Annotated in this window: 9 protein-coding genes; 6 read left to right on the top strand and 3 right to left on the bottom strand. The window is 72.9% G+C overall.

Going from position 1 to position 14,890, the window contains the following annotated elements:
- Positions 1-89: 89 nt before the first annotated feature.
- Both ABEA77_RS28480 and ABEA77_RS28475 read left to right on the top strand, forming a co-directional pair.
- Entirely contained in the window at positions 90-1,067 is a 978-nt protein-coding gene (locus ABEA77_RS28480) for a sugar phosphate isomerase/epimerase family protein (RefSeq protein WP_345653681.1), read from the top strand.
- 52 nt (positions 1,068-1,119) lie between these two features.
- Positions 1,120-4,458, top strand: a complete 3,339-nt coding sequence (locus ABEA77_RS28475; protein WP_345653678.1) for a PQQ-dependent sugar dehydrogenase — start codon at positions 1,120-1,122, stop codon at positions 4,456-4,458.
- Between the two features lie 104 nt (positions 4,459-4,562).
- On the opposite strand, the gene ABEA77_RS28470 is transcribed toward ABEA77_RS28475, so the two are convergent.
- Together ABEA77_RS28470 and ABEA77_RS28465 are read right to left on the bottom strand one after the other, a co-directional pair.
- The gene (locus ABEA77_RS28470) at positions 4,563-6,140 is read right to left on the bottom strand and encodes a M81 family metallopeptidase (protein WP_345653675.1); all 1,578 of its coding nucleotides are present in this window, start codon (positions 6,138-6,140) and stop codon (positions 4,563-4,565) included.
- Positions 6,141-6,202: 62 nt separating this feature from the next.
- The gene (locus tag ABEA77_RS28465; RefSeq protein ID WP_345653672.1) at positions 6,203-7,345 is read right to left on the bottom strand and encodes an ROK family transcriptional regulator; all 1,143 of its coding nucleotides are present in this window, start codon (positions 7,343-7,345) and stop codon (positions 6,203-6,205) included.
- A gap of 279 nt (positions 7,346-7,624) precedes the next feature.
- Between ABEA77_RS28465 and ABEA77_RS28460 the strand changes: the two genes are divergently transcribed.
- From ABEA77_RS28460 to ABEA77_RS28445, 4 genes are all read left to right on the top strand, one after another.
- Positions 7,625-9,472: a peptide ABC transporter substrate-binding protein gene (locus ABEA77_RS28460; RefSeq protein WP_345653669.1), complete on the top strand. Its 1,848-nt coding sequence runs from the start codon at positions 7,625-7,627 to the stop codon at positions 9,470-9,472.
- On the top strand, positions 9,469-10,419 hold the full coding sequence (locus ABEA77_RS28455; protein WP_345653667.1) for an ABC transporter permease: 951 nt from the start codon (positions 9,469-9,471) through the stop codon (positions 10,417-10,419). The genes ABEA77_RS28460 and ABEA77_RS28455 overlap by 4 nt, the downstream gene beginning before the upstream one ends.
- On the top strand, positions 10,416-11,321 hold the full coding sequence (locus tag ABEA77_RS28450) for an ABC transporter permease (RefSeq protein ID WP_345653664.1): 906 nt from the start codon (positions 10,416-10,418) through the stop codon (positions 11,319-11,321). The genes ABEA77_RS28455 and ABEA77_RS28450 overlap by 4 nt, the downstream gene beginning before the upstream one ends.
- A gap of 160 nt (positions 11,322-11,481) precedes the next feature.
- A complete protein-coding gene (locus tag ABEA77_RS28445) occupies positions 11,482-13,515 on the top strand; it encodes an ABC transporter ATP-binding protein (RefSeq protein ID WP_345653661.1) in 2,034 nt (677 codons plus the stop codon).
- Positions 13,516-13,597: 82 nt separating this feature from the next.
- Here ABEA77_RS28445 and ABEA77_RS28440 read toward each other — a convergent pair whose 3' ends face one another.
- Positions 13,598-14,743 carry a CaiB/BaiF CoA transferase family protein gene (locus ABEA77_RS28440; RefSeq protein ID WP_345653684.1) on the bottom strand — a complete coding sequence of 382 codons (1,146 nt, stop codon included), beginning with the start codon at positions 14,741-14,743 and terminating at the stop codon, positions 13,598-13,600.
- Positions 14,744-14,890 lie beyond the last annotated feature (147 nt).

Here is a 14,890-nt window from a genome sequence, read left to right as displayed (position 1 = left end):
GGCGCCGGGCAGCCGCTCCGCGCGGCGTGAGCCGCGTCCCGCGCACCGCACCGCCCCGTACGTCCCCCGCCTCATCACCAGGAGTGACCGTGGGCCATCTGCACAAGTCCTTCGACCGCAGGGCGTTCCTGCGGGCCACCGCGGGTACCACCGTGGCCGTCGCCGCCGCGTCCTTCGCCGGGACGCGGTCCGCGGCGGCGGCCGAACCCGCCGCGCCGTCCCGGCTCAGCATCCCGAAGAACCGCATCTCCATCCAGCTCTACAGCGTCCGCGACAAGGTCACCTCGCTCGGCTTCGGCGTCGTGCTGCCCGAGCTCGCCAGAATGGGCTACAACGAGGTCGAGTTCGCCGGATACACCCAGGACACCTCCATCCTCGGCAGACAGATCACCCCCCAGGAGATCCGCCGCATCCTCGACGACAACGGACTGCGCGCCACCGGCAGCCACGTCGGCATCGGCAACCTCGCCTCCGGCCTCCAGCGCGAGCTGGACACCGCGGAGATCCTCGGCCTGCCCCACCTCGGCACCGCCAACGCGCCGTCAGGCACCACCACCGTCGCCGCCTACCGGGCCGCGGCCGACGACTTCAACGCGTGGGGCCGCGCCGCGGCCGCCCGCGGCATCAAGCTCTACCAGCACAACCACGCGGGCGAGTTCGGCTTCGCCACCGACCGGCCCGCGGTGCGCCTGTACGACGTGTTCCTGCGCAACACCGACCCCCGGTACGTGTACCTGGAGATGGACGTCTACTGGGCGTTCGTCGGCCAGTACCGCTTCCCCGGCTTCGAGCCCGCCGCGTACGTGCGCGACCAGCCCTACCGCTACCCGCTGTTCCACCTGAAGGACGGTGTGCCCAGCCCCGGGAGCGGCGACGGCTACTCCATGGTCGAGTTCGGCGCGGGCACCCTGCCGTACGAGCGCTTCGTGCGCGACATCGGCGCCCGCGACAGCCACATCGGCATCTACGAGCAGGACAACGCGGTCAACACCCAGCCAAATCCGCCCGGTTCGCTCGGCGCGGCGGAACGCAGCCTGGGCGGCATCAGGCACCTGCTCGGAGCCTGAACCGCCGCACAGGCAGACCGGACCCGGCACGCGACGAAGGAGACGCACCACCGTGCACCGAACCCTCGGACGCCTCATCAGCGGGGTCGTGCTGGCGGCGCTGCCCGCGCTGGGCGGCACCGCCCCCGCACCGGCCGCGCAGGCGGCCCCCGTACCCGCGCCCGCCCACGCACCGGCCCACGAACCCGAGGCGGCCGAACCCGCCCTCGACTGGAGCAACTACGAGAAGTCGACGCTCACCAAGGAGACCGGCGAGCCCATCGACCTCGCGGTCCTGCCCGACAGCCGCGTGCTGCACACCGCACGCAACGGCGACCTGCGGCTCACCGACCCCGGCACGGGCGTGACCAGGATCGCCAACCACATCGACGTGTACCAGAACTCCGAGATGGGACTCCAGACCGTCACCCTCGACCCCGGCTTCGCCACCAACCACTGGGTCTACCTGTACTACTCGCCACCGCTCGACACCCCGGCAGGTGCCGCCCCCGAGCGGCTGCCCGCCGGGGCGGACGACACCTACTGGAAGCAGTGGGAGGGCTACGACGCCCTCTACCGCTACCGGTGGACCGGTGACGCCCTCGACCTGTCGAGCCGGCAGGAGATCATCCGCGTCCCCACCAACCGCGGCCAGTGCTGCCACGTCGCGGGCGACGTCGACTTCGACGCGCAGGGCAACCTCTACCTCTCCACCGGCGGCAACACACCGGCGTCGGGACCCGACGTCAACGGATACACCCCGATCAACGACGCGCCGGGCTACAACCCCGGCCTCGACGAGCGCCGGGGCTCCGGCAACACCGACGACCTGCGCGGCAAGATCCTCCGCATCCACGTGCGGGACGACGGCGGTTACACCGTCCCCGAGGGAAACCTCTTCCCGCCGGGCACCGCGAAGACCCGCCCCGAGATCTTCGTGATGGGCCTGCGCAACCCCTACCGCCTCAGCGTGGACAAGGAGACCGGCGCCGTCTCGTGGGGCGACTACGGGCCCGACGCGGGCACCGCGGACCCGGACCGCGGCCCCATGGGCTACGTGGAGTGGAACACCACCACCCAGCCGCTCAACAGCGGCTGGCCGTTCTGCACCGGCGACAACACCCACCCCTACCGGGACTTCGACTACGCGACCCGCACACCGGGCCCCGCCTTCGACTGCGCGGCCCCGGTCAACGACTCCCGGTGGAACACCGGCCTGCGGGAGCTGCCACCCGCCCACCCCGCCACCCTCTGGTACGGCGACCGGGACACCGACCAGCCGTGGCCCGAACTCACCGCGTTCCGCGGCCCGGACGGGCCCGGCGGCCAGGCGCCCATGGGCGGCCCCGTCTACCACTACGACCCGGCCATCCCGTCCACCGGCAAGTTCCCCGCCTACTGGGACGGCAAGGCGTTCCTCGCCGAGTTCTCCCAGGACTACGTCGCAGCCCTCACCCTCGAAGGGCCCGAAGGACCCGTCAGCAAGCTGGAGAACGTCCTGCCCAACAGCGAACGGTCCGCCAACGGCATACCGCCCTGGGACAACCCCATGGACCTGGAGTTCGGCCCGGACGGCGCGCTCTACGTCCTCGACTACGGCGACGGCTTCTTCCGGCAGAACCCCGACGCCGGCCTCTACCGGATCGAGTACGCGGAGGGCAACAAGGCCCCCACCGCGGTGATCTCGGCCGCACCGTCCTCCGGGCCCGCGCCACTCGCCGTCACCTTCGACGCGAGCGGGTCCACCGACCCCGAGCACGGCGAACTCACCTACCAGTGGGACCTGGACGGCGACGGCACGTTCGACGCCACCGGCCCGAAGGCCACCCGCACCTACACAGGGAACGGCCAGTTCCAGGCGCGGCTGAAGGTCACCGACCCCGACGGCAAGACCGGTCTGACCAGCCACCAGATCACCGTCGGGAACACCGCGCCCACCGTGCGGATCACCCGGCCGCCCACCGGCGGCTTCTTCCACTGGGGCGACACCGTCGCCTATGGCACCGCCATCGACGACCCCGAGGACGGCGCCGACGTCGACTGCGCCCAGGTCGCCTGGACCTTCGGCCTCGGCCACAACCAGCACGGCCACCCCGTCGACAGCGGCACCGGCTGCTCGGGCGCGATCGCCACGCCAACCGACGCGGGCCACGGCGACACCGAGAACGTCTTCGGCGTCCTCGGCGTCACCTACACCGACAAGGGCGCGGGCGGGGTGCCGCCCGCCTCGGGCGACGCGCAGGTGATCCTCAACCCCGTGCTCACCCAGGCCGAACACTACGACGCGGCCGAGGGCGTCACCGTCACCGACGACACCGGCGCCTCAGGACTGCGCCGCCTCACCTCCTTCGACCCGGGCGACTGGATCGCGTACGAACCGGTGTCGTTCGCCGGCATCACCGGCGTGCGGACGAGCGCGGACGGCGCGGGCACCCTCGCGCTGCGCTGGAACTCCCCGGACGCCGAGCCGTTCGCCACGGTGACCGTCCCGGCGGGCGACGGCGGCAAGACCGTCGACACCCCGCTCACCGGAGCCCCCGCGGGCAGCGGCAGGCTCTACATCACCTCCTCGGGCGGAGTGGAGCCCGACGCCTTCACCTTCCAGGGGCCGGGCGTGGCCGACCGCACCGCGCCCACCGCGACGGCCGCCCTCCATCCGGGCGAACCGACGGGCAAGGGCGGCTGGTACACCGGTGACGTGCGCCTGACCGTCACGGCGCGGGATGACGGATCCGTCAGGAGCCGCGAGTACTCCACGGACGGCGGCGCCACCTGGAAGCCCGCGGACAGCGCGGTGACCCTGTCGGAGGAGGGCGTCACCACCGTCCGCTACCGCGCCACCGACACGGCGGGCAACGTCTCCGAGTCCGGCACCCTGACGGTGCGCATCGACCGCACGGGTCCGCGCGTCGCGGTCACCGGTGTGGCCGACGGCGCCGACCTCGGAGACTCCGCCGCGCCCGCGCCCGGCGCCACGGCGACCGACACCGTCTCGGGCGGCGCCACCGCGGCCCTCGCCCTCGACGGCGGACCGGCCGCCTCCGGGAGCCCGCTCGACCTGTGGCGACTGCCGCTCGGCGGCCACGACCTGACGGCCACAGGCACCGACACGGCGGGCAACACCGCGGTGACGACAGTGCACTTCACCGTCCACACGTCCTACGCGGACCTCACCGCGCTGGTGGCGAAGCTGCGCGAGGACGGGCTGCTCACCGCCCGGGGCGCACAGCGGCTGACCGTACGGCTCGGCCAGGCCGAAGCGCACGCGGCCGCCGGCCGCACCGCGCAGGCAGACGCCGTGCTCGACGCGGCCGCGGCCCTCGCGGGGGACCGCGCCCTCGTCCCCCAGGCCCCGGCCGCCGCCGCCCACGCCCGCGACGCGGCCGCCCTGAAGGGAGGACACAAGGACTGAGCAGGACACCGCAGCCCGCACGCTCCGGCGCGGGCCGGCCCACCACCGGGACCGCCCGCGCCGGAGCTCGGGACGCGCACCCGGTCCGCGCGCGGACCGGGCCGTCAGAGCAGCACGGGCGTCAGGTCGGGCCCTGAGCCGTCCTCGTAGGCGCCGTCGTCGAACGGGTAGAGCGGGCGCGCCACCTTGTGGTGCCCGAGCCGCAGCAGGTCCTGGTCGACCCCGCCAGGCGTCAGCGCGAGCAGCCAGTCGGCCGCCATGTCGTACAGCTCGGGCTCCAGGTAACCGATCTTCACGACCACCAGGTCGAAGGTGCGCGGGTCGATGCCGAGGCCGCCCTCGGCGGGGCCGAGGAAGTCCGCCAGCGTGTGGAAGGGCTTGCGCCGCCCGGTGACGACGACGGTCAGGCCGCCGCGGGTGATCGCCGCCAGGTCGCAGCCGCGCTCGTACGCCCCGCCCTCCGCGCCGTCCGGGCGGTCCGACGCCCGCTGGAGCGCGGTGACCGTACCGGTCAGCTCGTAAGGACCGCCCTGCGTGGTGTCGACCTTGTTGCCGATCCCGAGCGTGACCTCGGCCCCGACGCCCGCCTCGAAGCAGGCGGCGACCGCGGCCGGGTCCATGATGCCCGGGTGTACCGCGGTGACCCGCCCCGAGACGATCTCCTCACGCTCCAGCAGCGTGCCGAGCATGTACGCCAGGTCGCCCGCGCCGCCCGCGGTCGGGTTGTCGCCGGAGTCGGAGATCAAAAACGGCCTGCGGTCCGACGCGACGGCCCGCGCGACGCACTCCTGCGCGCTGCCCGTGGGGCCCACGAACACGAAGTCGCGCCGCACGTCCCAGTACTCCCGCGCGAGCGACTCGGCCTCGGCGGCGGCGAGCGCGGCGTCGTCGCCCGTCACCACGACGGCGGCACGGCACCGCGGCTGGTCCGCCCACGCGTAGCCGACCCAGATCGCCGCGTCCACGATCCCGGGCTTCGCCTCGATGCCGGGCAGCCTGCCGTACAGGCCCTTCGCCGGCTCAAGACGCGTGCTGGTCTTCTCGCCGGGCAGCAGGACAGGCACCTGCACCCAGGCGCGGTGCGGGCGCCGCTGCTCCGCGGGGAGCAGCAGCCGCTCCACGAGCTTGCGCGCGGCACGCTCCCGGGTGTCCCAGGCGTCCTCGTGCGGCGCCATCCGGTGCGCGGTGAGCAGGTCGAGCGGCTCGGCGAACCGGCGCGACACATTGCCGTGCAGGTCCATCGCCGCAGAGGCGAGCGGCCTGCCGTGCGCCGGGTCGTCGGGCGTGCCCACAAAGTCGAGCGCGGCGCGCACCGCCTCCGTGAGGTCGCCCTCCGCGTCGTCGAGGCCGATCACGCTCATCGCGCCGTGCAGGTCGTAGACCATGCCGTCCAGGGGGCCCGCGGCGCGGATGCGCTCCACCAGCTCGTCCTTGAGCAGCAGATACGAATCGGCCTCCACCGGGCCGCCGGGCAGCGCGGTCGCGTGCAGCAGCGGCACCCACTCGACCAGCTCCGCCAGGTCGGAGTCCCGGCGGGTCCAGGTGTACCGGTCGAGCAGCTCCTGACCGCGGGTCTGCCGGAAGTCGTCGGCGGTGGAGCGGTGCAGGCAGAAGGTCGAGGACTCGATGCCGATGCCGCCGATCGCGATGCGCAGTCGGCGGTCCTGGGGGGCGGTGGTCATGGCGGTGGTCTCCGGTCGTGGTGGGGTCGTGGCTTCGTGGTCGGGGCGTACACGGGGCCGGGTCAGTCCACCGACGCGTGCGGCAGCGCCCGGCGCAGGACGGTGAGCCCCGCGCCGAGCAGCCCCGCGTCGCGGCCCGTGGCGGTGGTGGTGATCTCAAGCCCGGCCGTCGCCATCGGCAGGCAGCGCTCGTACAGCACTCCGCGGACCGCGGCGACCAGCGGCTCGGCGACGGCGAGGGCACCGCCGAGCACCACGGCCTGCGGGTTGAAGAAGTTCACCACGACACTGAGCACGGTGCCGATGTGCCGGCCCGCGGTGCGCACCAGCGTCGTGGCGTACGGATCGCCGTCGGCGACCAGCCGCAGCAGATCGCTCGTGCCGTCCACCGCCGGCCCCTGGAGGGCCAGTTCGCGCTGGAGAGCGGCGCCGCTCGCGACCGTTTCGAGGCAGCCGATGTTGCCGCAGGAGCACGGCCGCTCCTGGGCGGCGTCGACCCGGACATGGCTGATGTCGCCCGCGGCGCCGTTCGCCCCCCGGTAGGGGCGGCCCGCCGAGATCACACCGCAGCCGATGCCGCGGCCGACCTTCACCACCACCAGGTGGTCGAGGTGGCGGCGCGCGGCGAGGTGCTCGCCCGTGGCCATCAGCGTGGCGTCGTTGTCGACCGTCACCGGCATGCCGAGGCGCTGCGAGAGCACCTCGGCGAGCGGATAGCGGTGCCAGCCCGGCATCCGCGACGGGGTCTGCACCCGCCCGTCCGCGTCGACGGGCCCGGGGAAGGCGACGCCCGCGCCGGCGACGGCGCGGCCCGCGGCGCGCTGCCGCTGCGCGACTGCGCCGAGCCGCTCCACCAGCCACTCGACCGCGGGCTCCGGGCCGGCCGTCAGGTCGTGCTGGTGGTCGTCCACGTCCCGCACGGTGCCGTCGAGCCCGACCGCGCCCATCCGGCCGTGGTGCGAGCCGAGGTCGGCGGCGACGCACACGTCGTCCGGCTGCCGCACGCGCAGCAGCCGGGGCCGCCGTCCGCCGCGTGAGGCGCCCTCGCCCGATTCCGTGAGCAGGCCGGCCGCGACCAGCTCCTGGACCCGCAGGGACACCGTGGAGGCGGCGAGGCCGAGTTCCCGCACCAGGTCGGCCCGTGAGGAGGCGGCCCCGGTGGACACCATGCGGAGGATGTCCTTGGTCGAGGCACTGTCCGTCATGTGTCCCCTGCCTTTGTTCGATATGTGGAGCAAGTTGCCGTTGTCTTGCTGCAAGGTACCGACTTGGAATCGTTTCGCGCCACCGCCTCCGGTGAACTTCTCTGACGGCCTTGTCGAGTCGGGCAGGGTAAACAGGAATAAAACCGTTCAATAATCGTCAAGTTGCTAGCGCAGAGTGAGCGAAGGGGGTTGACTTGCTTTTCGATCCGGCCCTAACTTTCACCCATCCTTGGCCGAACATTCCGTCGGCCTCCCGCCGGTTTTGATGGAGGCCCCTCCATGCGCTCAGGGCGCACCCCCGCGCGGATACGCGTCATCGCCGCAGCGCTCGCCGCCGCGCTGGCCGTCGTGCTCTCGGGCTGCACGCGGCAGGGCGGCACGATCCACATGGCCCCCACCGGCGGCACGCCGGTCGAGGGCGGCACCGTCACCATGGCCCTGCCGCCCGCGGCCACCCCGAACTGGATCTTCCCGATCGGTCCCCCCGGCTACAGCGCCACCTACAACTCCTCCCTCCAGGAGCTGTTCTTCATGCCGGTGTACGACGCCGTGCAGCAGGGCACCGACCTCGTCCCCACCGGCGCCGGCACCCTGGGCGAGAAGCCCGTATACAGCGAAGGCGACACCACCGTCACGGTGCCCCTGCGCGACGACATCCACTGGTCGGACGGCACACCGGTCACGGCCAGGGACATCGAGTTCTGGTTCAACATGGTCAGGGCCGACAAGGCGGAGTGGGCCAGCTACACCGTCGGCACCATGCCGGACGACGTGAAGAAGTTCCAGGTGGTCGACGCCCACACCATCCGGCTCACCCTCGACCGCGCCTACAACCCCGACTGGTTCACCGCCAACCAGCTCACCCTCATGCGCGCCCTGCCCCAGCAGGCGTGGGACGCCAGGACCGACGGCGGGAAGATCGGCGACTGGGACCGCACCACCGCGGGCGCCAGGGCCGTGTTCGCACGGCTGACCGCCCACGCGAAGAACCTCGGCTCGTACGGCACCGACCCGCTGTGGAAGACCGTCGACGGCCCCTGGCGGATCGCGCAGTGGGAGGACACAGGACAGGTCACCGTCGAGCGCAACCCCCGGTACACCGGCAGTCAGCGCCCCCACCTCGACAAGGTCGTCTTCAAGCCCTTCACCACCGCAGACTCCGAGTACAACGTGATGCGCTCGGGCGGGGTCGACTACGGCTACATCCCGCCGTCCGTCCTCGCCCAGAAGTCCCGGTTCGAGCAGCGCGGCTACCGCATCTCCCCGTGGACGGGCTGGGCCGTCAGCTACATCGTCTACAACTTCAACTCCACCCACGCGGGCCCGGAGATGCGCCGGCTCTACATCCGCCAGGCCATGCAGCACCTGGTCGACCAGAAGGGCATGAGCGACGTCGTCTGGCAGGGCAGCGCGAAGCCCACCCTCGGCCCCGTGCCGGCCTTCCCCAAGACCCAGTACCTCTCGCCGGGCATGGCGCACAACCCGTACCCGTACGACGTGGACGCGGCCCGCGCCCTGCTCGCCGCGCACGGGTGGACCCAGCGCGGCGGACACGCCGTCTGCACCCGGCCCGGTACCGGGGCCGACGAGTGCGGGGCGGGCATCGCACGCGACGCGCCGCTCACCCTGACCCTGCTCTCCCAGTCAGGCTCCACCGAGACCACCAACATGATGCAGGTGCTCAAGTCGTCGCTCAGCCGCGCCGGCATCGACCTCACGGTGCGGCAGCAGCCGCTCAACTCCGTCCTCGGCAACTCCGTCGCCTGCACGGCGAAGGACCCGGGCTGCGACTGGGACATGTCCTTCTTCGGCACGGCGGGCAGTTGGTACTACCCGCTCAACCCCAGCGGTGAGGAACTGTTCTCCACCGGCGCCTCGGCCAACTTCGGCAACTACGCGGACCCGAAGGCCGACAAGCTCATCCACGCCGTCCTCTACTCGGACAACCAGGACGCCATGCACGCCTACGGCGAGTACCTCGCGCGGCAGCTGCCGGTGATGTGGATGCCCAACCCCGCCTACCAGGTCTCCGTCATCCGCAACGACCTGCGCGGCGTCCAGCAGAACCCGACCGCCACCTTCTCCCCGCAGAGCTGGTACTATGTCAAGAAGGGGGCCAGTCAGTGACCGGCTTTCTCGTCAAGCGCCTGCTCCAGGCACTGGTTGTCCTCTTCCTCGTCACCATCATCGTGTTCCTGCTGCTGCACTCGCTGCCCGGCGGCCCCGCCCGCGCCATCCTCGGCCCCAAGGGCACCCCGCAGCAGATCGCGCACTTCAACGACGTCCAGGGGTACGACAACCCGCTCCCCGTCCAGTACGGGGACTACCTCGTACGCCTCTTCCACGGCGACCTCGGCCAGTCGTACAAGCTCAACGAGCCCGTCAGCTCCCTGCTCGGCCAGCGGCTGCCCAAGACGCTGATCCTGACGGTCCTGTCGACCGCCGTCGCGGTGGTCGTCGCCGTGCCGCTCGGCCTGCTCCAGGCCGTGCGCCGCGGCAAGCCCGCCGACTACGCGCTCACCGCGCTCGCCTTCCTCGCGTACGCCACCCCGGTCTTCTTCCTCGGCCTCATCTTCATCATCGTCTTCAGCCAGGCCGTCCCGATCTTCCCCGCGGAGGCACCGCAGGGCACCTCGATCGGCTCCGTCTTCAGCGGCTTCTCCGGCATGGTCCTGCCCATCGTCACCATGGCCTTCGGCATCATCGCCATGTTCAGCCGCTACATGCGCTCCGCGACCCTCGACAACCTCACCGAGGAGTACGTGCGCACCGCGACGGCCAAGGGGCAGTCCAGCCGCCGCATCCTCGTCAGGCACGTGCTGCGCAACGCCCTGATCCCGCTGGTCACCCTCCTCGGCCTCTACCTGCCGACGCTGTTCAGCGGCGCGCTCGTCGTCGAGTCCATGTTCAACTACCCGGGGATGGGGCTGCTGTTCTGGAACGCCGCCCAGGGCAGCGACTTCCCCGTCCTGCTCGGTGTGACCCTGGTCGTCGGTGTCGCCACCGTCGTCGGCTCCCTGGTGACCGACATCGCCTACGCCCTCCTCGACCCCCGCATCCGGAGCGTGTCATGAGCGTGATATCTCCCGCCGTCGCCCCAGGGCACGAGGAAGCGGCCCAGGCCACACCCTCGCTCGCGCGGCGCACCGTCCAGGTCTTCACCCGCAACAAGCTCGCGCTCACCGGGGTCGTCGTCCTCGTGCTGCTCCTGCTGTTCTGCTACGTGGGACCCCTGATCCACCCCACCGACCAGATCCACACCGACCTGGCGCAGGCCAACCTGGCGCCCGGCGCCCCAGGACACCTCCTCGGCACCACCGACCTCGGCTACGACCTCCTCGGCCGCCTGATGGTGGCCGGCCAGTCCTCCCTCGAAGTGGGCCTCGCCGCCGGTGTGCTCGCCACCGTCTTCGGGACGGTGTGGGGCGCCGTCTCCGGCTACTTCGGCGGCTGGGTCGACGCGGCCATGATGCGCGTCACCGACGCGGCGCTCGCCATCCCCGCGATGTTCCTGCTCGTCGTGGTCTCCGCCATCATCACGCCGAGCAAGCTCGTCCTGATCCTCATCATCGCGGCCGTCGCCTGGCTCTCCCCGGCCCGCCTGGTGCGCGGCGAGGCGCTCTCCCTGCGCGACCGCGAATACGTCCAGGCCATGCGGATGATGGGCGGCGGGGGAGCGCGTGCGGTGTTCCGGCACATCGTCCCGAACGCCATCGGCACCGTCATCGTGAACGCGACCTTCCAGGTCGCCGACGCCATCCTGTACGTGAGCTACCTCGCCTTCCTCGGCCTGTCGATCCCGCCGCCCGCCACCGACTGGGGCTCGATGCTGTCCTCCGGCATCACCTACACGCAGAACGGCTACTGGTGGCTGATCTTCCCGGCCGGCATCGCGATCGTCCTCGTCGTCGGCGCGTTCAACTTCATCGGCGACGGACTGCGCGACGCCTTCGAAGTACGGCTCCAGAAGAAATGACGGCATACCGACTGACGGCATACCGGGGAACCGGCCCCGCGACCGGCAGCCGTACCACCGCGCGCCGCACGGCCGCGCGCCCCGGCCCCGTGCGCCGCCCCGCCGTCCGCCCACGCGCCGTCCACCGCGGCAGCTTCCCGAGGACCCTGAGGACCACGACATGAGCGAACCCCTGCTCGCCATCGACGACCTGCACGTGGAGATCGCCGGGCGCGGCCGAACCGTCCACGCCCTGGACGGCGTCAGCCTCGACCTCGCGCCCGGCGAGGCCCTCGGCGTCGTCGGCGAGTCCGGCTCGGGCAAGACCATGACCGCGCTCAGCGTCCTCGGCCTGCTGCCGAGCGGCGGGTCCGTCACCCGCGGCACGGTCCGCTTCGACGGCGAGGACCTCGTCGCGGGCGGTGAGAAGCGGCTGCGCGACGTGCGCGGCGACACCATCGGCGTGGTCTTCCAGGACCCGCTGACCTCGCTCAACCCGACCATGACGATCGGCGCGCAGGTCGCGGAGCCGCTGCTGCTGCACCAGGACACCACCAGGAAGCAGGCGTGGGAGAAGGCCCAGGACATGCTGGGCCTCGTCGGGATGCCGCAGCCCGCCGAGCGGATGCGCGCCTACCCCCACCAGCTCTCCGGCGGCATGCGCCAGCGCGTCGCCATCGCGATGGCCCTGGTGTGCGAGCCCAAACTGCTGATCGCCGACGAGCCCACCACCGCGCTCGACGTCACCACCCAGCACCAGATCCTGGAGCTCATCGACGACCTGCGCGCCCGCCTCGGCATGGCGATGATCCTCGTCACCCACGACCTCGGCGTCATCGCCCACCGCGTCGACCGGGTGGCCGTCATGTACGCCGGCCGCATCGCCGAACAGGCAGGCGTACGGCCCCTGTTCCGTGCACCCCGCCACCGCTACACCGAGGCCCTGTTCGCGGCGCTGCCCGAGAAGGCCGTCGTGGGCGCCACCGAACTGCGCACCATCCCCGGCCTGCCGCCCGACCTCTCCACCGCGCAGCACGGCTGCAGGTTCGCCGCCCGGTGCGGCTTCGCCACCGACGTCTGCCGCACCGAGGAGCCCCCGCTCACCGCGGACGGCGACCACGCCTTCGCCTGCTTCCACCCGGTCCCCGAGGAGGCCGCCGACCCGCTGGACGACGTGGTGCCAGGCGAGGCGCGGCACACCCCGGCCGTCCCCTCGGGCGCGCCCCTGCTGGAGATCACGGACCTGCGCAAGGACTTCCCGCTCAGCGGCGGCCCCTTCGCCCGCAGGCGCGGCACCGTCAGCGCCGTCGGCGGCATCACGCTCACCGTGCGCAAGGGCGAGACCTTCGGCGTGGTGGGCGAGTCGGGCTGCGGCAAGACCACCGTCGGGCGGATGGTCGCAGGCCTCGAAAACCCCACCTCGGGGACGATCGCCTTCGCGGGCCAGGACCTCGCGGCCGTGCCGAGGGCGCAGCGCCGGGCCCACCGCCGCGCCATCCAGCTGATGTTCCAGGACAGCACCGCCGCGATGGACCCGCGGATGCGCGTCGGCGCCATCCTGCGCGAGCCGCTCGTCATCCAGGGTGTCGGCGACCGCGCCGAACAGGACCGGACCGTCGCCGGGCTGCTGGACGCCGTGGGGCTGCCGCGCGGCGCGGTCGACCGCTACCCGCACGAGTTCTCCGGCGGCCAGCGCCAGCGGCTCGGCCTCGCCCGCGCCCTGACGCTCTCGCCCGAGCTGATCGTCGCCGACGAGCCGGTCTCCGCGCTCGACGTGTCCGTGCAGGCGCAGATCCTCAACCTGATGCGGGACCTCCAGCGCGACCGCGAGCTGACGTACCTGTTCATTTCGCACGACCTCGCCGTGATCCGCTACCTCGCCGACACCGTCGGCGTGATGTACCTCGGAAAGCTGGTCGAGTGCGGCCCCGCCGGCCAGGTGTACGCGCAGCCGCTGCACCCGTACACCCGTGGCCTGCTCGACACGGTCAACGTGCCGGACCCCGAACAGGCCGGCGAGAGCCGTACGCCGCTCGGCGGGGAGACGCCGTCCGCAGCCGCCCCGCCGTCCGGCTGCCGCTTCCGCACCCGCTGCCCGATCGCGCAGGACATCTGCGCCGTCCAGGAGCCCGCCGTCACCACCCCGCTCGGCGCCGGTCACCAGGTGGCGTGCCACTTCCCGCTGCTCCAGGACGCGGCCCCGGCCGCCGCCTGACCCGCGGGAGCAGCCCGAGGCGCCGGGCGCCTCCCCGCCCGGCGCCTCGCCGGCACCCGTGCGCGGCACGGCGGGTGCGGACTCAGCCGGGCGGGCAGGCGCCGCGCCGCAGTGCGCCGTCCGCGAGCAGCTCAGCCGCGCCGCGCACCGCCCAGTCCGCGAGGACCCGCTCCCCGTCCGCGCCGACCGGTCCGGGCGCCGCCGCCGTCGTGGTCGGCGTGGCGGAGAAGCGGGGCGCCGGGGCGGGCACGTCCCCGCCGTCCACCCGGTCGTGCGTGCCGCGCGCCGCGAGATGCGGGTCGCGCACGGCCTCGGCCCAGTCCAGCACGGGGGAGGCGCAGGCGTCGGACCCTTCGAACACCCGCTCCCACTCGGCGCGCGTCCGCGACGCGAACGCTGCGGCGAACGCCTCCCGCATGGCGGGCCACCGCTCCGGGTCGTACTGGCCCCCGGCCCATCCGGGCAGCTCAAGCAGTTCCACCAGACGCGCGTAGAACTGCGGTTCGAGCGCGCCCACCGCGAACCAGCCGCCGTCCGAGGTCTCGTACACGTCGTAGAACGGGCGGCCCGTGTCCAGCAGGTTCGTGCCGCGCTCGTCCCGCCACCCGTGGTGGCGGCGCTGCGCCCACACCATCGACGCCAGGTGCGTGACACCGTCCACGATCGCCGCGTCGACCACCTGCCCCTCCCCGGTGGCGCCCGCGTGGTGCAGCGCCGACAGGATGCCCACCAGCAGGTACATCGAGCCGCCGCCGAAGTCCCCGAGCAGGTTCACCGGCACCTGCGGCGGCCCGCCCGCACGGCCGATCGCCGACAACGCCCCCGTGAGGGACAGGTAGTTGATGTCGTGGCCCGCCGTGCTCGCGCGCGGACCCGACTGGCCCCAGCCGGTCATCCGCGCGTACACCAGGCGGGGGTTGCGCCGCAGCGCCTCGCCCGGCCCGACACCGAGCCGCTCCGCCACACCGGGCCTGTACGCCTCGATCAGCACGTCCGCGCGCTCCGCGAGCCGCAGCACCGCCTCGGCGCCCCGAGGGTGCTTGAGGTCCACCACCACGGACCGCCTGCCCCGGTCGAGCCCGTCGGTGACGGGCGACGGCACGGGCCGGTCGACCCGTACGACGTCGGCGCCGAGCTCCGCGAGCGTCAGGGCGGCCATCGGTGCGGGACCGATGCCCGCGAGCTCCACGACGCGCACCCCGGAGAGCGGCCCGCCCCCGGGCCGCACCGTGTCCGGCGGTCCGGCCGGGGGCGCGGGCGGCGCGCCGGGCGCCGGCGTGTGCGGGGTGCTGTCGCGGTCGTCACTCACGGGACCTCCGTCGTCGTGCGGCGCGCCGGCGCCACCGGGGGACCGGCGGGCACCGGGCGGGGCCTC

It is taken from the genome of Streptomyces tremellae, assembly GCF_039540215.1.
Taxonomy (GTDB): Bacteria; Actinomycetota; Actinomycetes; order Streptomycetales; family Streptomycetaceae; genus Streptomyces; species Streptomyces tremellae.
The sequence above is the reverse complement of the archived record's forward strand: the minus strand, read 5'-3'. Positions and strand labels throughout refer to the sequence as shown.

Bases quoted from the DNA above. Each gene is read 5' to 3' on its own strand.
- ABEA77_RS28470 (WP_345653675.1), bottom strand. From the start codon at position 6,140: ATGACCACCGCCCCCCAGGACCGCCGACTGCGCATCGCGATCGGCGGC.
- ABEA77_RS28465 (WP_345653672.1), bottom strand. From the start codon at position 7,345: ATGACGGACAGTGCCTCGACCAAGGACATCCTCCGCATGGTGTCCACC.
- ABEA77_RS28460 (WP_345653669.1), top strand. From the start codon at position 7,625: ATGCGCTCAGGGCGCACCCCCGCGCGGATACGCGTCATCGCCGCAGCG.
- ABEA77_RS28450 (WP_345653664.1), top strand. From the start codon at position 10,416: ATGAGCGTGATATCTCCCGCCGTCGCCCCAGGGCACGAGGAAGCGGCC.
- ABEA77_RS28445 (WP_345653661.1), top strand. From the start codon at position 11,482: ATGAGCGAACCCCTGCTCGCCATCGACGACCTGCACGTGGAGATCGCC.